This is a genomic window from Jiella sp. M17.18, assembly GCF_041027365.1.
GTDB lineage: Bacteria > Pseudomonadota > Alphaproteobacteria > Rhizobiales > Rhizobiaceae > VKMB-3413.
Window position 1 is genome coordinate 28,222 of record NZ_JBFTEH010000003.1, and the last position, 26,780, is coordinate 55,001.

Annotated in this window: 12 protein-coding genes; 6 read left to right on the top strand and 6 right to left on the bottom strand. The window is 63.4% G+C overall.

Going from position 1 to position 26,780, the window contains the following annotated elements; genetic code table 11:
* Nucleotides 1-278: 278 nt before the first annotated feature.
* From AB5S17_RS06660 to AB5S17_RS06670, 3 genes are all read left to right on the top strand, one after another.
* Nucleotides 279-2,231: an autotransporter assembly complex family protein gene (locus AB5S17_RS06660; RefSeq protein ID WP_369237475.1), complete on the top strand. Its 1,953-nt coding sequence runs from the start codon at nucleotides 279-281 to the stop codon at nucleotides 2,229-2,231.
* Nucleotides 2,231-8,803, top strand: a complete 6,573-nt coding sequence (locus AB5S17_RS06665; RefSeq protein ID WP_369237477.1) for a translocation/assembly module TamB domain-containing protein — start codon at nucleotides 2,231-2,233, stop codon at nucleotides 8,801-8,803. The genes AB5S17_RS06660 and AB5S17_RS06665 overlap by 1 nt, the downstream gene beginning before the upstream one ends.
* A 264-nt stretch (nucleotides 8,804-9,067) precedes the next feature.
* Entirely contained in the window at nucleotides 9,068-9,307 is a 240-nt protein-coding gene (locus tag AB5S17_RS06670) for a hypothetical protein (RefSeq protein ID WP_369237479.1), read from the top strand.
* Nucleotides 9,308-9,918: 611 nt separating this feature from the next.
* Here AB5S17_RS06670 and AB5S17_RS06675 read toward each other — a convergent pair.
* The 6 genes from AB5S17_RS06675 to AB5S17_RS06700 all read right to left on the bottom strand — a co-directional run bounded on the left by AB5S17_RS06675 (nucleotide 9,919) and on the right by AB5S17_RS06700 (nucleotide 17,260).
* A complete protein-coding gene (locus AB5S17_RS06675; RefSeq protein ID WP_369237481.1) occupies nucleotides 9,919-10,602 on the bottom strand; it encodes a DUF4145 domain-containing protein in 684 nt (227 codons plus the stop codon).
* A gap of 229 nt (nucleotides 10,603-10,831) precedes the next feature.
* A complete protein-coding gene (locus AB5S17_RS06680) occupies nucleotides 10,832-12,958 on the bottom strand; it encodes a TniQ family protein (protein WP_369237483.1) in 2,127 nt (708 codons plus the stop codon).
* Nucleotides 12,958-14,058: an ATP-binding protein gene (locus AB5S17_RS06685; RefSeq protein WP_369237485.1), complete on the bottom strand. Its 1,101-nt coding sequence runs from the start codon at nucleotides 14,056-14,058 to the stop codon at nucleotides 12,958-12,960. The genes AB5S17_RS06680 and AB5S17_RS06685 overlap by 1 nt, the downstream gene beginning before the upstream one ends.
* 3 nt (nucleotides 14,059-14,061) lie before the next feature.
* Nucleotides 14,062-16,335, bottom strand: coding sequence for a hypothetical protein (locus AB5S17_RS06690; RefSeq protein ID WP_369237487.1), 2,274 nt, complete (start codon nucleotides 16,333-16,335; stop codon nucleotides 14,062-14,064).
* 47 nt (nucleotides 16,336-16,382) lie between these two features.
* Nucleotides 16,383-16,973 (bottom strand): hypothetical protein, encoded by a 591-nt coding sequence (locus AB5S17_RS06695; protein WP_369237489.1) that lies wholly within the window; start codon nucleotides 16,971-16,973, stop codon nucleotides 16,383-16,385.
* A 74-nt stretch (nucleotides 16,974-17,047) separates the two neighbouring features.
* Nucleotides 17,048-17,260 (bottom strand): hypothetical protein, encoded by a 213-nt coding sequence (locus AB5S17_RS06700; protein ID WP_369237491.1) that lies wholly within the window; start codon nucleotides 17,258-17,260, stop codon nucleotides 17,048-17,050.
* A gap of 638 nt (nucleotides 17,261-17,898) precedes the next feature.
* Here AB5S17_RS06700 and AB5S17_RS06705 point away from each other — a divergent pair.
* The 3 genes from AB5S17_RS06705 to AB5S17_RS06715 are packed head-to-tail and all read left to right on the top strand — an operon-like array spanning nucleotide 17,899 to nucleotide 26,766.
* Complete coding sequence (locus tag AB5S17_RS06705) at nucleotides 17,899-19,692, top strand: hypothetical protein (RefSeq protein WP_369237493.1); 1,794 nt, start codon at nucleotides 17,899-17,901, stop codon at nucleotides 19,690-19,692.
* The gene (locus AB5S17_RS06710; RefSeq protein WP_369237495.1) at nucleotides 19,692-21,248 is read left to right on the top strand and encodes a hypothetical protein; all 1,557 of its coding nucleotides are present in this window, start codon (nucleotides 19,692-19,694) and stop codon (nucleotides 21,246-21,248) included. Before AB5S17_RS06705 ends, AB5S17_RS06710 begins: the two co-directional genes overlap by 1 nt.
* On the top strand, nucleotides 21,238-26,766 hold the full coding sequence (locus AB5S17_RS06715) for an FtsK/SpoIIIE domain-containing protein (RefSeq protein ID WP_369237497.1): 5,529 nt from the start codon (nucleotides 21,238-21,240) through the stop codon (nucleotides 26,764-26,766). The genes AB5S17_RS06710 and AB5S17_RS06715 overlap by 11 nt, the downstream gene beginning before the upstream one ends.
* The last annotated feature ends 14 nt before the right edge of the window (nucleotides 26,767-26,780 follow it).

Genomic DNA, 26,780 nt, shown 5'->3' on the forward strand with positions numbered 1-26,780 from the left:
GAGCCCGACGGTCACACTGCCCGCCTGCGACGGGATGTCCCAGCGAGGCCGCAAGCCTGTGTCCCCATCGGCACAATGTTCAATCTTTGTGACGGCTTGCCGGCATTCGCTCACGGAATCCATGGCTCGTACAGTTGTCATTCAGCTTTTTAGCGGCATGCTACGGCCGACCTGCGAGGGGGGACCAACGGGGCGCGATGATCGCCCGCCGCACCGTCTGCCGAGACGATGCGCATTCCGCCTCCCGCGTGTTCGCACGGCCATGGGAAGTGAAGCGTTTGCCGTTAAGAGCCCGACCAGTCGTCAAGCTCGTCCTCGTCGCCGCGGTGGCCTCTGCGCTCGCGCCGGCCGTTCCTGCGGCGGCGTTCGAACTGTTCGGGATGAAGTTCTTCGAGGCGGACGACGAGACCGCCGACGTCATCGACCCGTTGAACTACACCGTCAGCGTCACCGTCCTGCCGGCGCCGGACGACGCGGGCCTCGCCAAGGCGCTGAAGTCGGCCTCCACTCTCGTCGCCGACAAGGACAAGCCGGTGTCCGGCTCGCTGGGCCTCCTGTCGAAGGCGAAGAACGACCGCAAGCGGCTCGTCGCGGCGCTGTTCGAGAACGCCCGCTATGACGGGCTGGTCGAGATCTTCATCCAGGGCCAGAACATTGCCGACCTGCCGCCCGACGCGACCTTCTCGGCCCGGCCGGTGCCGGTGTCGATCCGCATCACGCCGGGCCCGAAATACACGCTCGGCCGCGTCGCGGTCTCGGCGCGCGGCGTGCCGGTGCATCCGGACACGTACGGGCTGAAGCCCGGCGGCGATGCCGGCTCGGCGGCGGTGCTGAAGGCCGAAGGCAAGATGTTCCAGGACCTTCGCAACGAAGGCCGCCCCTTCGTCGCCGTCACCAACCGCGACATCGTTGCCGACGCCCGGACCGACCGGCTCGACTACACGGCCGATATCGCACCCGGCGACCCGGTGCCGTTCGGTCAGACCTATGTCGACGGCACGAAGGACGTCGACCCCGGCTTCGTCGCCTACATGGCAGGGGTGAAGGCCGGCGAGGTGTTCTCGCCGGAGGAACTCGACAAGGCCCGCCAGCGACTGCTGAAGCTCGGCGTATTCTCCTCCGTCGGCGTCCAGGAGGCCAAGGCCCAGGCCCCCGACGGCACGCTGCCGGTCCAGATCCAGGTCGCCGAGCGCAAGTTCGGCTTCTACGGCGTCGGCGCGACCTACTCCAACACCGAAGGCGCCGGCGCGACCGGCTATGTCGGCTACCGCAACCTGTTCGGCCGGGCGGAATCGATCCGCCTCGACGCCTCGATCTCGCGCATCGGCGCGTCGAGCCTCGCCACTACGCCGCGGCCGATCGACGGGCCGGACTATTCCGGCTCTCTGGTGTTCAAGAAGCCGGGAGTGCTCGGCCCCGACTCCGTCTATATCGGCTCGCTGGAAGTCGGTCGGCAACAGCCGCTCGCCTACGACCGCCAATATTACGCCGCGACCAGCGGCGTCGAATACCAGATCGATACGCAGCAGAAGGTCGATGCGACGCTGCGCGGCGAGTACGAGGAGATCACCGACTATCTCGGCAAGCGCGACTACGTGCTGGGCTCGCTGCCGGTCACCTACACCTATGACAGTCGCGACAAGGAGTTGAACCCAACCAGCGGCTTCTACTTCCAGGCACTGGCGGAGCCGACCTACGGCTTCAACACGGGAACGCCCTTCGTCAAGACGCGGCTCGACGGGCGCAGCTACCTCTCGCTGACCGATTCCGGCCGCTTCGTCCTCGCCGGCCGGCTCGCCTACGGCACGATCTTCGGCGCCAACCTCAACGACATTCCGAACGACCGGCGCTTCTATGCCGGCGGCGGCGGCTCGGTGCGCGGCTACGAGTACCAGTCGATCGGCCCCTATTATCCCGACAACGTGCCGCCCGGCTCCGGCTACAATTCCGACTTCGAAAACACGCCGACGGGCGGCCTGTCGCTGTTCGAGGCTTCGGTCGAGGCCCGGATCGGCATCACCGACAACATCCAGATCGTGCCCTTCCTCGACGCGGGTACGGCCTCGACCAAGCTCGTGCCGGACTTTTCCAACTTCAAGCTCGGTGCCGGCGTCGGCGCGCGGTACCTGACGAGCTTCGGCCCCATCCGCCTCGATGTCGCGATCCCGCTCGACCCGGGTCCGCGCGATGCGGGCTATCAGATCTACGCCGGAATCGGACAAGCCTTTTGATGCGACGGACCTTCTCCCTCTCGACCCTCGTCGCGCTCCTTAGCCTCGTCTTTCTGGCGGGGCTTTTGCCGACGAAGCCGGCCGAGGCGCAGCAGTTCCTGGCCGGGCAGGTCGAGAAGATCCTGTCGACCGACAACTACAAGGTCCACATCCAGGGCCTGTCGGGGCTGATCACCGGCAACACGCATATCGACAAGGTGACGGTCACGGACGTGCAGGGTACCTTCCTGACCGCGAGCAACCTGTCGATGTCCTGGTCGCCCTTCCAGCTGGTGCGCTCGAACCTGTCGATCGACAGCCTGACCGTCGGCCAGGTGACCTTCGAGCGCATGCCGATCGCCCAGACGACGTCCAAGAGCTCGAGCAGCGGCGGCGGGTTCACCGCCCATGTCGGCAACTTCGCGATCGACGAGGCGGTGATCCGGCAGGCGGTCGCGGGCGTTGCCGCGCGGCTGAAGGTCAATGCCAGCCTCAATCTCTCCACCGGGCCGACCAACCTCTCGGTGAACGCCAATATCGACCGGCTGGACCAGCCGGGCCAGGTGGCGCTGAATCTCGCCTTCGCACCGGCGCAGAACCAGCTGAAGGTGGACGTCAACGTTGACGAGCCGCAGGGCGGGCTGATCGCGGCCCTGCTGAAGCTGCCGGGAACGCCGGCGGTGAACCTCACCGTCAACGGCTCCGGCCCGCTGTCGAACTTCATGGCGAACGGCGCGCTGACCGTCGGCGGCGAGCAGGCGGCCAGCCTGACGGCGCGGGTCAACCAGGTCGACCAGGGCCGCCAGGTCGCGGCCTCGCTCAGCGTTCAGGCGGCGCGCTTCGTGCCCGAACAGTACCGGCAATACCTCGCCGGCGGCACCAATCTCGATGCCCAGGTGCTGGTCGGCAATGACGGCACCTACAAGATCGAGCAGGGCATGCTCACCTCCGACGTCCTGTCGCTCAGCGCGCAGGGGACGGTGGATCCCAATGGCAGCGGCAACGACGTCTCGGTCAAGCTCACCTCCCGCGACGGCTCTCCCATCCAGTACGACTTCGACGCGGCGCCGAACGGCGGCTCCGTCTCGCTGACGAGCCTCCAGGCGACGCTCAAGGGCGCGCTCGCCAACGCGAACCTGAACCTGACCGCATCCGTCCCGAGCGCCCAGTTCGGCGCCTATGCCGCCAGCAATCTCGATGCCACCGTAAAGAGCGGCGGCTTCGACGTCTCGTCGCTGCAGGGGCCGTTCACGGTCTCGGCCAAGGCTGCCTCGGCCTCGGCGCCGCAGGGTGTCGTCGCCAACGTCCTGACGGGGCCGGTGACGATCGCGCTCGACGGCGCGCTGACCGGCAACGGCCTGACCATCAACTCCAGCCAGGTGAAGACGGACACCGCGACGGCGAGCGCCAACGGCACCGCCGCGCTGAACTTCTCGACCTTCGACCTCGCCTTGAACGCCGCGACGCAGACCGCGACCCTGTCGCAAGCGCTGGTTCCGATCGCCGGCGACAGCCTGAAGGCGTCCGCTCAGGTGGCGCGGGCGCAGGACGGGACGATCACCGCGCAGACGCTCTCCGTCAGCGCGCCGAACCTGTCGATCAAGGGCAGCGCCAAGCTCGCGCCGGACCAGACGGTGAGTGCCGACATCTCCGGCCGCCTCGCCGATGCGAGCCGCGCCACCTCCTCGCTGACCGGCGCCGCGACCTTCAAGCTGACCGCCAGCGGCCCGCTCGCGCAGCCGAATGTCGATGCGACGGTCAACGGCGACGGCCTCGCCGTAAACGGCCAGCAGCTCGCCGGCCTGACGATCCATGCGAGCGGCGCGCTGAACCCCGCCTCCCCCTCCGGCTCGCTCGACGTCTCCGGCTCGCTGAACGGCCAGCCGCTGAATGCGACGGCGAAGCTGACGACGCTCGACAACGGCGAGCACCGGATCACCGATCTCGCGGTCAAACAGGGCCCGAACGCCATCACCGGCGATCTGACGCTCACGCAGGCCTTCCGGCCGGCGGGAACGCTGAGCGTCGCGATCCCGAACCTGAAGTCGCTCGCGGCCCTTGCCGGGCTGCAGGCGTCCGGCGACGTCAACGGCACCGTCAAGCTCGACGTCGCGCAAAGCGGTTCGGCGAATGCCGCGGTGAACCTCACCGGCCACCAGATCAGCGTCTCGGGCAACTCGCTGACCGGCGCGAAGGTCGACGTCACCGTTGCCGACTATCTCGGCACGCCGCAGCCGACCGGCACGATCACCGCCGCCGCCATCGACGCCTCCAGCGTCGCCGTGCGCAACCTGAAGATCGCGCTCGCGAACGCCGCGCCGGGCATCGGCATCACCGTGACCGCCGGCGTCAACAACGTCCCGACCGCGCTCGCCGGCACGGTCACCTTCCCGGACCAGGCGACGGAGATCACCCTCTCCCGCCTCACGGCCGACATCCCGAACGCTGCGATCGCCCTGCCGAGCCCGGCGACGATCACGCTGAAGAACGGCACGACGACGCTGTCCGGCGTGACGCTGACGGTCGGCAAGGGCTCGGTGCAGCTGGCGGGGAGCGCGGGACAGACGCTCGATCTCGCCCTGAAGCTCGCCTCGGTGCCGGCCGCCGTCGCCAATCCCTTCGTGCCGAGCCTCGCCGCGACCGGCACCGTCAGCGGCACGGCCAGCATCTCAGGCCCCGCATCGAGCCCCGACGCGACCTTCGCCATCACCGCCGACAGCCTCGCCGTCGCGCAGTCGCGCAGCGCCAAGGTGCCGCCGATCAACGGCAGGCTCGCCGGCGGCTACCGGAACAAGACGCTGACGCTCCAGACGGCGCGGCTCGACCTCGGCTCGGGCTCGCTGACCGCTTCCGGCTCGATCGGCGACACCTACGACCTCACCGCCAGCCTCAACGACGTGCCGGTGGCGCTCGCCAACGGCTTCGTCTCCGGCCTCGACGCCTCCGGCACCCTCTCGGGCAAGGCGACCGTCGCCGGTCCGCGCGACGATCCCAACGCGACGTTCGACGTCGCGGGGCGCCAGATCACCGCGCAGAAGATCGGGAAGGCCGGCATCAAGCCGCTGACCCTCGACGTCGCCGGCTCCTATGCGAACCAGACCGTCACGCTCCGCCAGGCCAACCTAGCCGTCGGCGACGGCTCGCTCTCGGCCTCGGGCACGATCGGCCGGACGCTGAACGTCGACGTGAAAGCGAACCTCCTGCCGGTCGGCCTCGCCAACGGCTTCGTGCCGGATCTCAGCGCATCCGGCACGCTGTCCGGCACGGCCAGCGCCACCGGCTCGCTGACCAACCCCGACGCCACCTTCGACATCTCCGGCACCGGCATCACCACGCGGCAGATCGCCCAGTCCGGGACGAAGCCGGTCGATCTGCGGCTGGCGGGCACCTATCAGAACGGCACCGCGAACCTGCAGACGGCGGTCGTCAATGTCGGCGACGGCTCGCTGACGGCGTCGGGACAAGTCGGCAAGACGCTCGACGTCTCGGCGAGGATGAGCAACATCCCCGTCGGCCTCGCCAACGGCTTCATCCCGAACCTCGGCGCCACCGGAACGATCTCCGGCACGGCGAAGGCGACGGGCACGCTCGACAATCCGAACGCCAGCTTCGACCTCACCGGCTCGGGGATCACCACGACGGCCATCGCCAAGAGCGGGGTCAAGCCGCTCGACCTCACCGCCAATGGCCGCCTCGCCGACAAGACGCTGACGCTGCAGACCGCCAGGGTCACCGTCGGCGACGGCTCGCTGTCGGCCTCGGGCACGGTCGGCCAGACGCTCGACCTCACCGTCGCGCTCGACCAGCTCCCCGTCGGCCTTGCCAACGGCTACCTGCCGAACCTCGGCGCCACAGGCACGATCTCCGGCAAGGGCAAGGCCACGGGCTCGCTGTCGGACCCGCAGGCGACCTTCACCCTTTCCGGCACCGGCATCACGACGAAGCAGATCGCCCAGTCGGGCATCCAACCTCTGTCGCTCGACGTCGCCGGCTCCTACGCCAATCAGACCGCGACGATCCAGACGGCCAACCTCACGGTCGGCGACGGCTCGCTGTCGGCGTCCGGCACGGTCGGCCAGACGCTCGACATCTCGGCCGAGCTGCAGGATCTGCCGGTCGGCCTCGTCAACGGCTATCTGCCGAACCTCGGCGCGACGGGCACGATCTCCGGCCAGGGCAAGGCGACCGGGTCGCTCTCCGATCCGCAGGCGACCTTCACCCTCACCGGCTCGGGCATCACGACGAAGGCGATCGCAAAGTCCGGCATCGCGCCACTCTCGCTCGACGTCGCGGGGTCCTACGCGAACCAGACCGCGACGATCCGGAAGGCGAACGTCCAGGTCGGCAAAGGCTCGCTCTCGGCCTCCGGAACCGTCGGGCAGACGCTGAACGTCGACGTTCATCTCGACCAGCTGCCGGTCGGCGTCGCCAACGGCTTCGTGCCGAACCTCAACGCTTCCGGCACGATCTCCGGCAGCGGCCACGCCACCGGCTCGCTGTCCGACCCGCAGGCGGAGTTCACCCTCAGCGGAACCGGCATCACCACGCGGCAGATCGCCCAGTCCGGAACACCGCCGATCTCGCTCGACATCGCCGGCTCCTACGCCAACGGCACAGCCACGATCGCAAACGCCGAAGCCGCCGTCGGCAAGGGCTCGCTGAAGGCGTCCGGCACCGTCGGTGAGACGCTGGACGTCAGGCTGGCGCTGAACCAGCTCCCGGTCGGTCTCGCGAACGGCTTCGTCGACGGGCTGGGCGCTCAGGGCACCCTGTCCGGCACCGCGCAGGCGACCGGCTCGCTCTCCGACCCGAACGCCAGCTTCGACATCTCGGCGTCCAACGTTTCCGTCGCCAAGGGCCGTGCCGCCGGCGCCCCGCCGATCAATGCCAAGGCCTCCGGGCGCTACCAGAACAAGACACTGACGCTCGCCAATGCCAACGTCTCGGTCGGCGGCGGCACGATCGTCGCCTCCGGCACGGCGGGGGCGAACGCCATCGACATCACCGCCAGGATCAACGGCCTGCCGGCCTCGATCGCCGGCTCGGCGGCCGGCGGCCTCGCGCCGCAAGGCACGATCAACGGCACGGTGCGCGCCACCGGCTCGCCGAGCAATCCGTCCGTCACCTACGACGTGACCGCGAACGGCGTCTCGATCCAGCAGACGCGCGACGCCGGCGTCGGTCCGCTGTCGATCACCACCAGCGGCCAGTACGCCAATAAGCGGGTGACGACGAACACGCGGCTCAGCGGCTCCGGCGGCATCGCGCTGACGGCCAACGGCTCGGTGAACCTCGCCGGCACGCCGCCGACCCTCGACATCGCGGTGAACGGCACCGCGCCGCTCTCGATCGCCAACCGCATCCTCGCCGAGGGCGGTCGCTCGATCAACGGCACGGTGCGGATCGACGCGCGCGCGACCGGCCCGCTGTCGCAGCCGAACGTGACCGGCACCATCTCGACGGCCGGTGCGCAGCTCATCGACACCAACTTCAACATCGCGCTCAACGACATCACCACCACCGTCGCGCTGAACGGCCAGACGGCGACGATCACCGCCTTCAGCGCGAAGCTCTCCTCCGGCGGAACGCTGACGGTCGGCGGCACGGTCGGGCTCAATGGCCAGTTCCCGGCGAACCTGTCGATCCGGCTCGTCAACGGCCGCTACAACGACGGCCAGCTGATCGCCGCGAAGCTCGGCGCCGACCTGACGATCACCGGGCCGCTGCTCGCCAACCCGACGCTGGCCGGCGCGATCAACGCGCAGGAGATCGACGTCATCGTACCGGAAAACCTGCCGACCACGCTGGCGCGGATCGACGTCACCCATCGTCACGCCCGGCCCGCCGTCCTCAAGCAGCAGCGTGAGATCAGCCCGAACCAGGGGGGCGCCAAGTCCGCCACCTCGGGCATCAATCTCGACCTCACCTTCAACGCCCCGAACCAGGTGTTCGTGCGCGGCCGCGGCCTCGACATCGAGCTCGGCGGCCGGATCCGGATCACCGGTTCCTCGTCCTCGCCGAACATCGTCGGCGGCTTCAACCTCCTGCGCGGCCGCTTCCAGATCCTCGCCCAGCGGCTCGACTTCACCAGCGGCCGGCTGTCCTTCACCGGCGCGCTGATCCCGACCCTCAACCTCATCGCGACCTCGACGGTGGGCGACACGACGATCACCGTCGCCGTCACCGGTCCGGCGACCGATCCGAGCTTCACCTTCTCGTCCAGCCCGCCGCTGCCGCAGGACGAGGTGCTGGCGCGGCTGATCTTCGGCCAGGGCACGTCGGACCTGTCGCCGCTGCAGATCGCCCAGCTCGCCGACGCGGCCGCAACGCTCGCCGGCGTCGGCGGCTCGACCAGCATCCTCGACACGCTGCGCTCGAAGATCGGCGTCGACGACATCGACATCAAGACGACCGCCGACGGGCAGACCGCGGTCGGCGTCGGCAAGTACCTCAACAAGAACACCTATCTCGGCGTCGACTCGACCGGCCGGGTGTCGCTCGACCTGAAGCTCGGCGGCGGCCTGAAGGCCAAGGGCGCCGTCACCTCGCAGGGCGGCGGCGAAGTCGGCGTGTTCTACGAGGGCGAGTTCTGACGGCGGCTGCGGGCGGGCGGCCGGTCCAACTGCCCGCGGCGAAGGCGTCGCGCCCGGCCTCTGGTTTTGTCGGGACGTTCCCGCTCAAGGCCCCGCCCCGCAATGGTTTCGGCTGAACCTTCCCGCTCCTGAGGCGTTGCCCGACCACACGCCGGCCCGCCCGCACGCCCGATTCGAACGGGATGGCGCGCGTCCGGCAGAGGGTGCGCTTGCGGCCGCTATGGCCGGAGAACGCCCGCGGCAATTGAAGGAGGCAATTCACCCATGGTCACCGAACCGATGAAGTACGCAGATTTCTCGCATCCTAAGCACGGCAGGTTCGACAATCCGGAAGCGGTCCTGAAGAGCGACAAGCTGTCGGACGACGAGAAGCAGGACATCCTGAAGGAGTGGCAGTCGTCGCTGACGCACGTCTTGAGGAACGACCCGCATGCGACGGGCGTGAAGGACACCCACCGCTCGCTCGACGACGCGATGGAAAAGCTCGCCGCCGGCCGGATCTGACGGCTATCCCCTTCGAGGCCCGGGCCGCCCTGCGGCGCGGGCCTTGCCTTTTCGCCAGCCGGCCGCGGCCTCGAAACCGAGGCGCGCGACGCTGGACGCGGAGTGTCTCTGACAGCTGTCGAGATCACCAAAGCCTTAAATCGGCCGTCGATCCCGCTTTGGCACTCACCACCCTCCACACCTTATGACACAAGGCTTTCAGTACGCCCCATGGCCGTCCTGTTCTGGCACGCTTTCTGCCGGTCACCTGAAGATGCGAATTCGGACACCAAAAATTTGAATTCGGTCGACTCGGGTAGGGCTAGCTCAGAAGGAGGACTGAGAAACCTCTCCGCAGACAATCATGATCCGAATCACTTACTCTCGGTAGAGTCTGAAAGGACCGACAGGAGGTGCTCCATGGGCATGTTAAAACGGCGCGCATTCCTTACGGTGGCAATGGGAGGAGCCATCGCCGCGGCGATCCTCCCTAGACCGTCGATGGCACAGTCCCTTCCCCGGTTCGACGTGAATGCCTACTGCAGCGTGGCCGCCGGATTTGGAGGAAACTACTCTCAGATGACGATGCAGGGTGCCTGCAGATGTAGATACTATAGACCAATCATATGAATCTAATTTGCGTCCCCAAGCGACATCAGTCGCTGCTTCATTTCTTTTATTTTTTCACTCGTTTTCTCAAAAATTTCTAGAAGTGCGATTTCGTAAATTTCTACAGCAATTATGTAATCGTTAAGTTCTACGCTCTTACCATGAGTCCCTAAGTTACCGACCACTCTCAATGCATTCATTGTATCGCTGCTTTCCTTATCTCCTGAAGTATCTTCATATAATTTAATCCGAGCGTATAGATCTAGCCGTCGATGATTTTTCTTCTTGTCTAATCCTATCCTTGGAACCCCCTGATGATCAAGAAGCCTCTCAATGCTGGTTCTTAGTCGCGAAACCGATATCGACAAATCAACCCAAAAACACTGAAAAGCCAATTTAAGTTCTTCGCGGACCAAGGGCGGAAAGGTGTCTCGGATTTCGAATATATGAGGCGCTGGGAACATACTTTTTGGCGAAAAAACAGGGTAAGGGCTTTCAAAGTAAAGCCCATTATCATCAAAATCCGGAGTTATGGCGGTTTCTACGATTCCAGAAACAGACACTACTTCTCCGCATGCCAAATTATCGCATACCAAAAATCCAATGAACCTTTCAATTGTGTTCTCTAAGCTAAAATCTTTATGGTTATGATTTTCTTTTGAATATCTCGGCTCTTTAATCTTAATATCTGCTTTACTCGTCCTCAATGTGCCGCGCTTGCACCTTGCACATGAGAATTCCATTGGATCATCTGTTGTGTAACATCCGCTCCATCTCCCTCGATCAATCGGCATCTCATAACACCTCTTTCCAACAGACTTAAAAGCCGCAAGCCATTCCAAATCGAAGATAGCTGATTCGCAGAAAGCACGTCGAAAGACGCACATGATGGCGTTTCAAGTTCCCACCGGTTACAAAATCGCACGCTAACAGGCTCTAGACCTGCCGCTCCGCCGTCCACCGCCTCGACGGCACCCTCTTCCGCCCGATCGTGCCCTTGATCCGCCGCGAGCGACCGAGCCGCGTCCACTTCCGGCCGGCCTGCTCATCGGCACCATCCTTGGCCCCGGCCGCGACCTCCCGCAGCACCTCCGCCGCCGGCCGCGCCGTCGCCTTGCGCACCTGGTTGCCGTGCTCGATCGACTCCGACCGCGTCCGCCGCGTCACGACGACATCGTCCGGATCGACGTCGTCGAGGTTCAGCCCCTCGGCGATCTGCCGCGGATAGAAGGTCCCGTGGAACTCCACGGGGTCGAGCAGCGGCTCGATTCCGGCGGCCTCCATGATCGCCTTCATCCGCCGGAAATGCACCCCGTGATGCTTCGCGAGCGGGTGCAGTCCGACGACGTCGCGCATGAACCGCTCGACGCTCTCCTCGGTCGCGACGACCTGCTCGCTGCGCTTCACCGGATTCCGGACGACCTCGAGGTCGAAGATGCGGTGCTCGAAGAGCTTCTGAACGGGTCTCTGGGTCAGCCGGGTGCGGTGCTGGACCTCGATCCGGGTCAGCCCCCGCGTCGGCGCGGACGGCACCGTCAGGCGAACGACCTCGTCCTTCGGAACCAGAACGGCATCGAGACCTTCGGTGCCGACCAGGCGCGCAACGCGCGACAGCCGACCCTCGAGGACAAGTCTCAAGACCTCGGGGAACGTGCAGATCGCGGCGTGCCGGGCCTCGCCGAGCGGCACCATGCCGGCCGGGACTTCATCCACGGGCTCGCCGCCGAGTAACCGGCGCATGGTCTCATCGACGTTGCGGGCCCCGAAGCGGTGCTGCGCGTTGTAGACCTTGCCCGCGCCGGTGATGCTGACGAAGCCGCCAGCCTCGGCGATCGCCTCGATGTGGCGCCGCGTCAGGCCGGTCCGGCGCATGACGCCCGGCAGGGTGAGGATCTCGTCGTCAAGCAGTGCGACCAGTTCACGGACCCTGTCGACGTCGAGCGTCGAGCGGCTGGCGCGGAACTCCGCCTTCTTCGACATCAGGCCGTTGCGCTGCAGGATCGTCTTCAGGAGCGGCACGGTGGTCCCGACCTCGCGGGCGAGCGACCGCAGGTTCCAGACGCGGCGTTCGCCGACCGGAACGCCGAGGACGACGTCGTCCGGATCGAGCGGCACCTCGTCCATGAGGACCTCGCGGACGTAGTCCACCGCCGGCGCGTAGCCGGGGTCTTCACGGCGGGCGTCGAGGAAGTCGTTGATGCGCCCGATCGCCAGTTGCGGCCCCCAGACGCCCTTGCCGGCCCGCGTCTCCCGGATCAGGCTTTCGAGGAAGCGCCGGATCCCGGCCCGCCCTTCGGCAAGGACGGCATGGCCGGCGGCGCCGGCGGCGATGCGCTCCGCCGGCGTGAGGTGCGTCAGGCGGACCGCCTTGCCGTGCAAGGCGACGGCGCCGAAGACCTCCGCCAGATCGGCGGCAGCATGAAAGGCGAGGCCGTCCGGCCAGATCGCGTCCTTGGTGCCGGTGAACAGGCGATCGCGCAGATACGTCTCGAGGGGCGACGGGGCCTGCCGGACCGCCTCGCCGGCGAGGCGGTGAACGTCGTCCTCGAGGAACGCGATCGTGCGGCAGTAGTCGTATGGCGCGAACGGGATGCGGTCGGGCGTCGTGGCGACGAGGACGAGGCCGTGCTCCGGGCAGGTCCGCAGCGGCGCCACGGTCCACTCGGCGCGCATCCACGACCCGGCGCGACCGCCGCGATCGAGATCGGCGGCGACGCAGGCCGGGCAGAACCGGAAGAAGGTGCGGTCCACCATCTCCGTCCCCAGTTCCTGGCCGTGCAGCCGCCAGTTCTTTCCGGCGTGCCGGCGCGGCGACCACCTGGCGAGAGCGCCATGGCCCATTCCGGCCTTGGCCGCCAGAAGCCTGATCGCCGCCTCGTCGCCGAGATCGATCGAGCGGACGTCGAGGCCGACCTCGGTCTTCATGTCCGGCACCGACCGGCCGGTGAGATAGGCCAGCCGCGAGAGATAGCTGGAGGCGGTCTCCCGCGGCATCAGGTCGGGCCGGATGCCGAACGTCCGGCCACGGCGCTCCCTGCGGTTCCTGGCGCTTCGGTTGGCCATCACTCGTCCTCCTCGGGGATGATGAAGGTTCCGGGCTCGAGCATCTGCCAGTGCTCGGCATCGAAGACGTTGAACCGGTCGAGCCCGCGGGCCTGCGAATGCTGCCGGTAGGCTTCCACGAAATCCTGCCGCGCCAGGACGCCGTGGTCGCGCTTGAGCCCGGCGTGGATCGCGAACCGGACGATCTGCGCGCAGCGGCCGACCTGGTAGTTCGCGGCATGCGCGATGCGGTCGACGAAGTCGGCTCCGAGCGAGCCGTCGAGTTCGAGGCCGGCCTTGCCGACGGCAAGCGCCTGCAGAACCGTCTCGACGATCCGGCGGTCGCCCCGCCTGTCCATGACCAGCGACGGCATGGTGAAGTAGAAGCTCCGGCGCTCGATCTGCGGATCCACCTGCGAGATGACGTTCGTCAGCGGGATGCCGGACAGGACGAAGCTGACCGGCCAGCCGTCCTGCTCGGCGAGGTCCTTCAGCGCGTTCGCGACAGCCTGCTGCTCGTTGACGCTCTTCAGCGTCCGGGCGAGATGCTGCGCCTCGTCGATGTGGACGAGCTTCACCCGTCGGGCGCGGGCGAGCCGCGTGATCCGTTCCCAGACCCGGTTCTCGGCAAGGTCGACCTTCGGGTTGTCGCCCATCGCGCGCAGGATCCGCAGCCCGAGCCGCTGCAGGGTACACGGGCTCGGCGCCCGGACGGAGACCACCGGGTCGATCGTGCCCTCCTTCAGGACGATCGGCTGGAACACCTCCGATCGCTCGAGATACCGGCGGATCATGAAGGTCTTCCCGGCGCCGCTCTCCCCGGTGACGAAGAAGATGAACCCTTCGGGCTTCGCCCAGACGGGGCGGCCGTCGCGAGGCTCCTCGAAGTCCGCATCGTCCGGCCGCGCCCCCGGGCGGATGAGCATCTCGTCAACCGCCTCGTCGAAGGCCTCGGCGAAGCGGACGTCCCGCGTCGACTCGACGCAGGAGAACTTCACCCTGGACAGGATCTCGGAGATCTCGCGCCGGCGCTCGCCGCGCCGGCGCGAGATGATGGCGTCGACGTCGATCCCGGCGAACTGATCCGGAATGTCGTCGAGATGAGAGGTCCTTCTGGCCATGGATCATTCCACCTTGATGTCGTCGGGGTCGTTCTCGCCGTCGGGCGAGAACATCGGGCGGTGACGGGCCTTGCCGGCCGCCTTGCGCGGACCGGCAGTCTTCGCCGGCTTTGCTGGGCCGGGCGCATCGGATGCCGGCCGGCCCCGCCCGACTGCCGCGACCAGTCGCCCGTCGGGCGAGGCACCGGTCTCCTCCCGGTCGGCGGGATTTCGGGCGGCGTTCCGGCGCTTGCGGTCAAGCCGGTCCTGAAACCGCTTCAGCATCTCGGCGGTCAGGTCGTGGGTCCGCAGAACCCCTGCCCGCTCCATCGCGTGCCGTCCGGTGCTCCAGAGGTCCCTGCGGGCGCCGATGCGGATCGGTCGCTGCTCCTCGGCTTCCTCGGCGACGATCTCCCGGAGCCTCGCATTCGCCTCCACCCAGTTCTCGAGCGTCGGATTCTCTCGGATCGGCTCCGGCAACGGACCCTTGTGCGGGACGACGAGAAAGCCGGGCCCCTTCTCGTAGCGCGGATCCTTCCGCAGCCGATCCGGCAGATCGATCAGGATCGACGTCAGATCATGCGGATCGACACGGCAGACGGCGAGACCGCCCTCGAACGCCGGGCGGACGATGTCGAATTCTTCCGACCAGTACTGCAGGTTCAGAATCCGGACGCCTTCGGTCGACGGGCGACGGGGATGGCGCACGGTGAAGGCGTAGCGCATCTCCTCCGGCGTCGCGAAGGCCGTGACGCCCTTCCAGTCGTTCTCGAGCGCGTCCTGCCAGAAGGTCGCGGGACTGCGCCCCATCAGGCCGGAGTGGCCGGCGCGATGGTAGTCGTCGACGATGTAGCGGACGCAGGCGATGTAGAGTTCCTCGAAGGTCAGGCTGGCCTGCTTCTCGGAGTCGTAGTCGCCCCGCTCGACGGAGTTGGCGAAGGTCCGCCCCGAGAAATTGTGCAGCAGGCCGTCCTGGAGAGTATGGAACCAGCGCTCGATCCGTCCGCGCATCCGCGGGTCCTTCTCCGGAACGGAGCGGTTGGACCCGCAGGCCCGGGCGACGTCGTCGAAGGTCGAGTCGAAGGCGGGCCCGCCGTCGGTGACGATCGTCTCCGGACGACCGAACATCCTCCAGACCGGGTCGCGGCCGTCGCGGCGCCCACAGCCGGCCAGTTCCGCGAGGGGAGTCTTGTCGACCATCACGGAGCGCAGGCACGCGATGCTGCCGGCGCTCGACGGCGGATAGGGCGACAGATGGAAGCCGACGATGGTGCGCGAATAGGCGTCGATGGCCACGCTCGCGGTGGGACGCACACGCCCGATCCGCCGCCGCTCCGCCGGGGTGGCGTTCTCGTACTCCTCCGCGGTGCAGAGAAGGACCTGCAGATCGAATTCCCAGTCGTCCATCTCGATGCGCTGGAGCAGCCGGTCCACGACGACGCCGCGGCCGACGCCGGCGTGCTGGTTGATCGCCGCGTCGCATCCCTTGCGCGCCGCATCGACGAGGAACGGATCGAGCCGCTCGATGTGTTCGCGGACGATCCGCGGCGAGGTCATCGCGTGGGTGCTCCCGGTCGTCCGGTTGAGTTCCCAGATGTCGTCATGCACACGGCGGATGATCTCGGCCTTGCGCGGGTTCAGCGCCGAGCGATATTCCTCGACTCGCCGCCTGATGATCTCGAGGACATCCTCGTGGAGTTGCCCGCCGCGGCCGCAATGCTCACGGGCATCGCGCAGGCCCTCGATACGCAGCCCCGCCTCCTCGTAGCGGCGGATCCACGCGTATAGCGTCGAGCCCGCGGGCACGGCAGGATAGTCCTTCGTCTGCAGACCGGGAATCAGGTCCCGGAAGGCGTCTTCGAACCAGTTCTCCATCCGGTCGTGCAGGTGCGCGACGGCTAGATCGAGCCCTCTGCCGGAGCGCGCGATCTTGGGGGCGCCGTTGCCCTTCATGGCGATCAGGTTCCGCGCCTCGCGCACCCACTCGTAGCGCCAGAGAAGCTGAATCCGGGCGGCCGTATCGAGATCGTCGATCCGGCTCGTGTCGAAGCGGGCACGCAGCATGCGCACCTGTCGGGAGAAGTGGTCGGTGTCGTAGCGCAGACGGTTCCTTTCGATGGCCGCCGACACCTGCCGGTCGGACAGGAGCAGGTAGTCGTCCTCCATGAAGTCGCCCTCGACCCGCTGGAGGATGTGCGTTCCCTTCTTCTTCCCGACGTAGCGATAGGCGTTGTCCTGGAAGACGATCCGGTCGGCGCGGCCGAAACGCCAGCGGCGGACGGGGACGATCTGACTCATGACGATCTCCGAGGGAGGAGCGTGAGGCGGGACACGCCTCACGCTATCTACCGAGGATTGAACAGGCGATTGACGAAGATGGTGACCGGTTCGATACGCTCATGCTCGCGCAGGACGACCTCCCCCGACGCCAGAAGCGCCACGAGAGCCCGCATTCCGCGGAAGCCCAGTTCGGCCGCCTTCTTCGCCGCGTGCAGCGGAAATTCGGCCGGCGCCTCGCTCAGCCACGCCCGGACGGCCGCGACGGCCTCGTGGTCCCGGTCGCCCAGGAAGCGCTGGATGAGTTCCGCGTTGTCGACCACGACGCCGCAGACCGAGTGCTCGTCGAGGATACGGTACTCGTCCGCGAAAGGCCGGCCGGCGGCACCGAGGTTGGCCGGATCCGACGCCGCACGGGACAACCGAAGCAGCACGGCCTCGAGACCGGACCGGAGGATGTCGACCTCGTACTTCACCGCCTGCGCGATCCGGATGCCGTCGCGCGTCTCGGTCACCAGGTCGAACCAGTGCGTCCGGCTCCGCCCGTCGGCATCGTACCAGACGGACGGCACCTGCTCCTTGAGCCGTTCGATCTCGGCTCGAACGGACAGCGACACAATCTGCTCGGATTCGAGCCGGCTCATGAAGCGGATCTGCACGTTCCCCCGGTGGTCGATGCGGAAACCGACCTGGGAGCCGCTCTGTCTCGGAGCGGCGTGGCGGGCCTCGGAAGTCAGTGGCATCTGGCCCGCTCCGCGTTGGCGATGAACGTCGTCATGTCCGACTCGGCCAATTTGCCTGCCGATACGCCCGCGCCCTCGCCGGCGTTGCCGGCGCGACGACCGGCGCGGAACGGGCGGACAGGCGCGAACGGCGAGCGTGGCAGTCCGGCGGGGTACCCCAGGCGATCGGAGGTATTGTGGAAGCCGATGTTGTCCGCGCACATGGGCGCTCTCCTTCAGGGACGTTGCAGGCAAGCGGGGGCGTTCGCCGGTTGAGAGGCCGGCGTCGGCACGAGCGGGACGCGGAGCGCGTAGAAGGTCGTGGGCACGGCATAAGCCGTGGCCTCAGGACGGAATCCGGGCGTCGCGTGAGATGAAGGACGACGGCGGAGACGCGGTGCGCACGTCGGGCGTCATGCCCGGCGCCGGCTGCGGTCCGTCATCGTCGCGGTTGAGGGAGAGTCCTTAGACCCGGCGCACTTCGACCGCCTGGCCGTAACTCTTCGCGACGCGGACGAGCCGCATGCGCTTGAGGAGTCGATGGCTACCGAGGCGGGTCATTGAAGGAAGTGCTCCTTGACACGGGGTCTGCATGGAACGGCTCCGAAGCTACCTCCGGAATGCTGCGATTCCGTTAACGAGGGCGATTTTCGGGTTAACGCGGCCTCGAACCCGCGTCGTGCATCGGCAGTTCACTACTGTCGCCGCAGGAACAGAATAGGAACAAGAGAAAGCAGGGTCAAGTAGGTACAGCGCCGCAATCCCCTGCGGGTCACAACCTTGATGCGTGGGCCAATGCGGCGTTTATTAGGAGGCAGTGATTCGTGGTCGTACTCCTAGGACGCGAGTGAGAGAGGCAAAATTGCAGGTTCAGAATCCTCTAGTCGAATTCCTTGCCTCCTACGGTCCCCAGCCATCATCGAACAGCTTGTACGACGAGTTCGTGGTCTCTGAGGCCACGAAAACGGGCTGCGAGCCCCTTGAGATCGATCAGCCCTTGATCGACTCGCTTTTGGCCGAGTTACAGAAGAAGGGCGCGAAGTGCGTTATCCTGACAGGCACTGCGGGCGACGGAAAGACTTACACCGCCCGGCAGGTCCTGGAGCGATTGTCGGGGGGGAAATCCTGGAGCAATGCCGACAAGATTTACGACTTTCCGAAGCTGGACCACGAAGGTAGCCGCGTAAGGTTCATCAAGGATCTCAGCGAAATCACCGACACGGAGAAGGACGGTCTATTCGATGCCGTCATCGCGGCGATCAAAGGGGAAGGCGCCGACACGTTCGTGATTTGCGTTAACGACGGACACCTCCTTCAATTCTTTCGGAAGAGGGAAGGCGGACGAAAGCCTATTCACGATCGAATCGCGACGATGCTGCAGAGGGACGAAGAATCCGTCGAGGGCATGAACCTCCTGCTATTGAACATGTCGAGAACAACGGTCTTCACCATCGTCGATCGGACGATCGATGCCATTGCAGAGCATCCGAAATGGGCAGCGTGCAACGGATGCCCTGCACTGCATTCGATCAATAACCGCTGCCCGATCAGAGTTAACCTCGACGTTCTGAGCAGGGTTGAAGCCGGGTCGCTACGGGGGAGGCTCAAAGATCTCGTACGCATGGCGGCCGCGGACGGCCAGCACGTATCGATCAGACAGTTGATCCTGCTCTGCGTCAACGTTCTACTCGGCGCATCAAAGGACGGGAATGTCCTGCTAGACTGCGACAAAGCGCGCAAACTAGCCCAAGCATTCGAGTATCGGTACACAAACCCATACCTGAACGCTTTCGGCGAGAACCTGAAGGAACGAGAGCGCGTCCGGTATAGCGCATTCTCCGTCATGCGGCGGTATGGGATCGGGCACGAGACGAACAACCACTTCGATCGCGGCCTCCTCGGCGACGATAGCGATCTCCCCAGGGACCAGTACTATGGGAGTGGTATTTTTGACTCTGTGCGCGAACGGTACCTTGCGAACCCGACCGAAAATGCATCCGATTTTCACGACGCCATAGTGAACCAACGGCGCCGCCTGTTCTTCAGCATCTCGCCCGAGGCACACGCTGGAACACCCAAGGATCCATGGGCTCTATCGGTTTTCCACCACGGTAAGGACTACGTGCGGATGTCCGACGCTCTGAAGGAGGAGAAGCCCTCCGTTCCGGACGACATACGTAGAAGGCTCTTCCAAGGCATCAACCGGGTCATGACCGGCGAGATGACGAAGACGGATGACATGATCTGGTTCACAGCCCCGTCGGGTGTCTTCAAGGGTCATGAGATGGCATTGCTTGTGATCCAGGCCGGGTCGAAGTCAAAGACCCCGGCGGGCTATTTGACTTTCCCCGGCTCCGTTCCCCTGACTCGAGCCCCCATACTGCGTTTCATTCCGGGCGCCGACGAGCGATTAGCGGTTGATTTGCCGCTGCGCCCGACGCTCCTTGAGTGCCTTCTCAGGATCGCGGACGGTGCCATCCTGGCTAGCTTCTCGTCGGAGTGCCGGCTTGAGATCGAGCGATTCCAGTTGAGGGCCGCCGCCGCGCTGCGTGAGAGCATGGGCGGCGCATCTCCTGATCTCCAGCAGATCGAACTCAATGGCGGCCTCTTGCAAGGGCGTTCCATAGAGGTCATGGCGTCCGAAAGGGATTGGTGATGATCACTGCAAATGAAGAACATCTGCTGCCGATTCCGCCGGGCTTGCTCGACAAGACGGACATGCGCGTACAGGAGATGATTCACGGTCACCGTTTCATCCCCGAGCAAGAACCGTTCATGATCGTCCTCGAGACGCTGTCGATCTGCACCGGCATTCCGATCGGTACGTTCACCGCAACCGAAAACCTTCACGAGAGTATCGAGTACGAACTGAAGCACCGTAAGAAGATGCGGCATCTCGTATTCCAAGATAATGCGCTCGAGCGTATCGCCGCGGACGAAAGGATCGCGGACGAAGAAAAATGGAGGTCCTGGAAGTCGCACGCCGAAAAGGCGTATGGGCACGTCGGCGCATTCGACTACCTGGACGTCGTGTTCGGCAGTCAGATCGAAAAGCTTCTTCAGGCCGTGCGCGTTCTCAGGTCCATGGAGGTCGACCCCGACAATAGTCGTCGTTGGACATCAAGATTCCTGGCGGTGACCGGTCCGGACCTCATATGCAACGATTTGAAAGAAGATGCTTCCGGGTCATGGTCTCCAGATCGTCGCTTTTTCGGCAGAGGCGGCGAACTCGTATATCTGATGCTCAACCGATCCAAGCATGCTCCGGAGGTCCGTGCGAAAGTCGATGCTCGGCTCCTGAACCCGGACGACCCGGTCAACCGGGTAGCGAAAGCTCTTTGCGATCCATCCGAAACCTTTTCATCGAGGACGAAGCTAGGATACCTGCCGTATCTGATGCAACCATCCTATGACCGCATGGCGCAAGACTGGCTCGGAGTCCTCGGAACGGAACGACTTCCGAATGGCCACTTGTTCGAACCCCTCTTTCGTATCACTGCACTGAATTTGCTAGTCTACCTTTCAGAACGCGAGGCGTCCGAAACGGGGGACCCCGCAAGAGAACCTATCGTTCTCGACATGACGGACGGACGTGACAAACAATTGCTGCAATGCTGCAGGGCTCACCTAAATCGGCATCGCGCCGCTGCGAATCGTGCGGTTCAATCCTACGTTGATCGATGCTTGTCTGAGAACGTCCATTGGATTCACGGCGTCAAAAAAGGAGATAGCGGCTCCATCAGGAAGGCTTTTGAAGAATGCTTCGATTATATTATAAACTACCCTACGATCGGCGATCCTTCCAAAGTCAAGAGGGAATTCGTCGATAACGCCATCTCTCGAGACAAGAATAACGCTTTTACTTACATCCTTCCGCTGACGAAGAATTCTGGTCTGGTCGCGGCACGTAGAAGGGTCGGCACCTGGTTTGCCGCAAGCGATGCCATGATCTTCGCTATGGTCCTTTCAAACGTGGCAGGGACAGTGGAACTTCGCGACTTTGTTTCGCGCCTTCATGACCGCTACGGCATCGTGATCGGCCCTGAAGAGGCTCGAAAAGAGTTCGAACGCCCGCCGGTCGGCGTCGCAAGTTTCGAGAGAAATCTCGCCGCTCTCGAGCACCGGATGACTCGCATGTCCCTGACGCAGCGCCTGTCCGACGACTGCGCATTCGTCACGAACCCCTACAGACAGGCCCCACATGCCTCTTGATCTTCTCCCCCAGGCCAGTTCAAAAACTGCGGCGGACCCCGCCGAAGAGAAAGGGGATCTTGTCGGAAGGATCGTTTGGGACTTCATTTCCGCGGCTTCGGACATTGCCAAACCCGGCAACCGCATGCTTTTCATGCTCGCGGGTCTTTCAGCAGGCTTCCTTGAAGGAATTATCCGCAAGATGCCTGACACCATTCATGGGCGGTCCATGCATGTCCGGATCAACCCTGCCGCGGCACCCGATCTCAATATTCCTCCCGAATTGCTTTCGAACGAAACTCCGATTTATTTCCGGGGCTTCCAAGGCGCTGACATCGTCGTGTTCGCCCCATCCGACGAGGACCGCGAAATCGTAGGGGCGGGACTCGGGCCCGTAGCTCGAATTGATGAAGCACTCATTATTGAGCAGACCGATCTATGGCTGCGAGTTCTCGACGATAGTGGCGTTGCGGAGGCATTTACACGCGAAATGCTTCTCGGGTTGCAGGACTCTGGTATCTGCATTGATCTGCAGATGTGGGTAGACTTCATCTATCTCCTGAAGAAGCAGGGCTTCTCTTCCGACGCGCATATGCGGGTGCAACTGGCGCTGCCGGCCCTTCAGATCCCGATCTATGGCGCGACCAAGCTCCCGAACTATCACCCCAGCGGCAATCCGCGTGCGAAGAAGCAGGTCTTCAAGAGCGCGTTTCTACAGGCGCGAAATGAAGTCGGCGTCTACGCAGGGCTGGACACGCCGAAGCAGGAGCGGGTCGATCTGATAGCCCTCCAGGAAGCGGTCGAGAGCTTCCCGGTGGATAGCGAGCCCGATGCCAAGACGGCCCTAGAGGCGGTGGAGAGGCTGATAGCGGACGAAAGGAACATCCGGCCCGGGGAGTGGACGGAAGCACAACGGTACTTTTGCGAAGCGGTCCGGTGGGACTCCATCGGCTCCAAGCTCTTCTCAGCCAAGCGCAAGGCTCCGGCGAAGAGCATGTGGCAAGATACACGCGACTACCTGATCGGCAACTTCGGCGCAAAGTTTGATGCCAACGAGGTAAAAAAATTCGACAAGATGGTCGAAGCTGTCGGCAGTGAGCCGTCTGCAGACGAGGTTTCTTTCTTCGAGAAATGGAAGGATCAACTCAACAGCCCGGAGTCTGTCCATATATTCAGGGCCTGGCAGAAATGGCTGTTTAACAAGGAAGTGATCGGGTCAAGCCTTTGCGACACGCTGCAGGAAGGCCTTGAAGCACTTCTAATAGGAGCAGACACTAATTCATCATCCTCAATCGAGGATCCGCGCATTCTTGTCCGAGCTTTCCAGCACGAAAAAATGGCCTATTGGAAAAGCAGGGACAGCGAGACGCTGCGCCTCTTCAAGTTCGAGCTTCGCTCGATGAAAGGCTGCATCGGCGATAGTGTCGTCTGGGACTTGGATCAGTGCTTCTCAACAGACGGAGAGCCAAATGCGACGGCAAAAGATAAAAAGAAGGTTGAGCTAGCATTTTTCCTTATCGACAAGAGAATTCTTGACGATGATATTTCCGACGTTAGGAAGCTAGGCCCCGGAACTCCTCGGATTAAGGTAATTTGGGATCCTTCGCATGGATACGCAGGCGATCCCATCACGTTGGCCCTGCCGGAAGATATTTCTGCCTTAGGCAATCGGAAGGATGACGAGCCCTTATTCAAGCGACAGAATTTTTCTCCGCGTACCCAGAGCAAAAAAGGGTTAGAGACAAGAGTCACTCTCGGATCTATAAATTCCTTCAACGGCGCGTCAGGCGGCCAGGACGGTCGGCTATTTGATCCAACCAAGACTGCTGATGAAGACCTACTGAAGAAGGTTAGATCCGTTGTCGACGAACTTGCTTCTACCGGAAGTCTGAGCGATGAAGACGCCGCGGCCTTAATCGAAGCGTTAGAGGGCTTCGACACCGCTTCTCGTAGGGCGCTGCGCGATCTGTCGGTCGACGTCGAGGCGGCGTTCCGAGGCAGATGCATCGAGGCCCAGGTCGAGGCGTTTGGTCAGCTTTGTCGCGCTTGTAGACTCCACGCACGCAGTGAACGGGCAAAGGCCGAGATCCGGCCGCGTATCGCGGAAATCGGCGTCGTTGTTTCCACCGGGGCAGAACCGCTTGCCATATTGGCTGGTTGGCATCCGCTTCGTTTGGCGGAGATGAAGGCGAGGATCGAGGATCTCTCCGTATTTGTCACCGATGCGCTGGCCGCTAGCCTGAAGGGAAGGGCCGATCTGACGATCGCCTTCGAGGCCCGACGTGCACGAAATCAGAGATGGATATCGCCGGAGATCGTGATCGCGGACGAGACGGTCATGACGGTCGTAGAGAACGCAGGCGGCTATAGCCTTCTGTCGGCCGCGGACTGCAGGATCCGTAGTCAAGAGGCTACCGAAGCGTCTGCTGATCGGGCGTCCAAGAAGTTCATGGATGCCGTCGAAGCTTATCTCGATACGCATCCACATGAAGCGTCCAATCTTTCGATGGCCATATACGACGCTGAAAGCCGAGAGCTTCCGTCCCGCCTCGCAGATCGCTTAGCGCAGCTACTGCAGGATAGGGAGGACCTTCGATGCGAACTATCCATCACGCATCGGGACCAGTCCCGGATGAGGTCGATCTACCGTTCGCAGAACCAGATTCTCACTCAGGACGAACCAACGGACATAGGCGAAGGCTTTCTCGGCAAACTTCGAATTGACGTCAGATCGAACGCGGCTGCGGAGACCGACCAGTCGTCGATCAAGGAAACAGACATCGTCTGTCTCCATGACTCAATCAGTCGCCTAGCCAATCTCGAGTGGGAACTTGAGACGGGTAGTAGCGAGGAAATGGGAAGCTCTTACGATCTCGCCGTGATGGATCTCCCACGCAAGAAAATCAGCGAAGTGCAGGCGCCGGGCGCTACCCTCTACCTTACTCTGCCAGAAGGCCCTCGGCCGCTATTGCAGTTCTACGACCTCCTCTATGAAATCGGCACGAAGGCGGTATTACCTGAGAATCGGCACGGCGTTCTATTGAGAACCGTCAAGTTCGACGATCCCAGACTGAAGGATATCGTGCAAAGGTCCCATGACCTTGGAGAGTGGGTCGTCTGTCATGACACCGTTTCTAGCAGAGCTATACTTGAGAAATGCGGTATCAAGATCATTCTTGACGCTACTGCACCCGGATTGGGCGAACGGATCACGATTTCATCGGGCGGTCTTGATGCCCGCCTCAGAGCCAACGTTCGCAAGGATCTTGTAGGACTTGGAGTACAATCCGAGTGTGTGGGCCCCCTCTCGGAATCCGTACTAGAGGACGTGCTGCAGGTGTCAGGACAAAAAATCCTCTCCGCTGCACGGGTTCCCAATGCCTCCAAAGAGATGATCGGTCTTAGCGTGATGCGTCATCTCATGGAAGGTCAACATTCGTCGGAGAATCGGCGAACTTCTTCTCCAATATGGATCTCGCTTGACGACTATCGTGGATGGTTCACCGCCCAAAAGGGCAAGGTCGCCGACGCCGTCGGGCTGACGATCATCGACGCGGACCGCGAGTTCGAGATCCTCTTCCACGTCGGAGAAGCCAAACTCGTGACGGCAGCGAGCGAACAAGCTGAGAAGCAGGATGCTTGCCGTCAGGTTTGGCAGACAGTCGCTAGGATAAGAAGCCTCTTTATCGACAACGGCGACGGCGTATCCCGGGTCGCTTGGTGCCGGCGACTGGCTGATCTGCTGGTCAATCGCGATCAACTGGCGACGCGTATCCCGAGCCAGGTGAGGAGAAGAGCCCTGTTGCGCGATCTCGCAATGGGAAAGGTAAAGTTCCGGGTGAGTGGCGAAGCAATCATCTGCCTCCATGACTACCACGGCGAACCAATCCGGTCGACCGTCGACGAAGAAAGCCCGTACCTGCGCAGTCATGTCCTTTCATCCGGAACGATAAAGAATGTCCTACTTGCTGCGGCAGGACAAAAAACATCGATCGAATTTCCGAGTTCCGGCAACTGGTACCCGGGGGATGAATCTGCAGACGAACAAGCCCACGATCCGACGCCTATCCAGGACCGTGGTGAAGGCAGCCTCGGCCCAACAAATGAGCAGCCCAGTCCGTCCGGCGCATCGAGTAGGGATGGTGAGGACAATACCCGAACGGCGGCGCCCACCGAAGTTGAAGAGGAACATGACAGGGAGTCGGCGCCTGAGACGGCACAAGCCGTGATCCAAGCGATCGAGGCCGAAGAGGCGATCTCGGGTGAGCCGGGAAGGACCATGATCGGGTCCCCAGCGTTTCACCGAATTCTGGAGCGCATAGCGGCTACTGAGACGCGATCCGTGTCCGACGAGAAGTCGATCAAATGGGCGGAAGCCATTTCGGAGGATACGCAACGGGCACTAAGCCACTTCGGCATGCAGGCGCATTTTGTGGAGCCCAAATTCCGCCTCACGCCGAACGGCGTCCTCATATCCTTCAAAGGGCACCACACACTCACCGTGGAGAAGATCGAGAAAAAGCTGGGTGAGCTACTGACCACCTACGGCATTGACGCGATCGACGTAAGGCCGGGTAAGGGGAAAATCTCGATCTTCATTCAGCGAGAGAACCGTGCGGAGGTACCGCTCGCAAAAACTTGGCTTGCCGCAGAGTGGCCTGACGGATCCTCCGAGGTGAGGACCAGTTTTCTTCTCGGTGCGCGTGAGGATGACGACCGGCTTCTGTATCTCAACCTGGCGGGCGAGTTCGCCGGCTACGACGAACATGGACCGCACACTCTCATCGGCGGGGAAACCAAGAGCGGTAAAGGCGTTCTGGTTCAGAACCTTCTTCTCCAGATCATTGCATTCAACGACCCGCGGTATGCGGAACTGATACTCGTGGATCCAAAAAAGGGGGTCGATTTCGGCTGGCTGAGCGGAACCCCCCATATGCGGGAGAGCATCATCGTCGACCCGGAAGTCGCTGCCGACAAAATGAGGTCTATGGTGGAACTTATGGATCACAGATACGACCTTCTCTCGAAGGTCGGTGCTCAGAACATAGATCAATACAACGCGAAAGTCGGAAAATCAGAGCGCCTTTCCCGCATTTTCCTTGTCCATGACGAACTGGGTGCGTGGATGGCAGATTTGAAGGAGTACAGGGAGGTCGTGCTCTCAAGCGTATCGAACTTGGGCATGAAAGCGAGAGCCGCGGGGATTCACCTCATCCTGATTACACAGAGAGCCGACGCCGACGCCGTTCCTCCCAAGCTGCGCGACAATATGGGCAACCGACTTTGCCTGAAAGTTCAGAACGCGACGGGATCCCGTATGGTTCTCAACGAGGCCGGAGCCGAAAAACTTCTCGGTAGAGGCCATATGGCATGCGTCCTCAACAACCAGGCACCGCCTTCGGGCCAGAAATTTTTCATCGTCCAAGTCCCGTTTGCAAAGATCGAAGCGATCAACGACTTGGCCAAGGCCGCTATCGACTACTGGAGAAGCCGGATTCCCGCCTCCGCTCAAATCTCAACGTTGGAGGCGGTGACTTAGGGGCAAGAAGCATC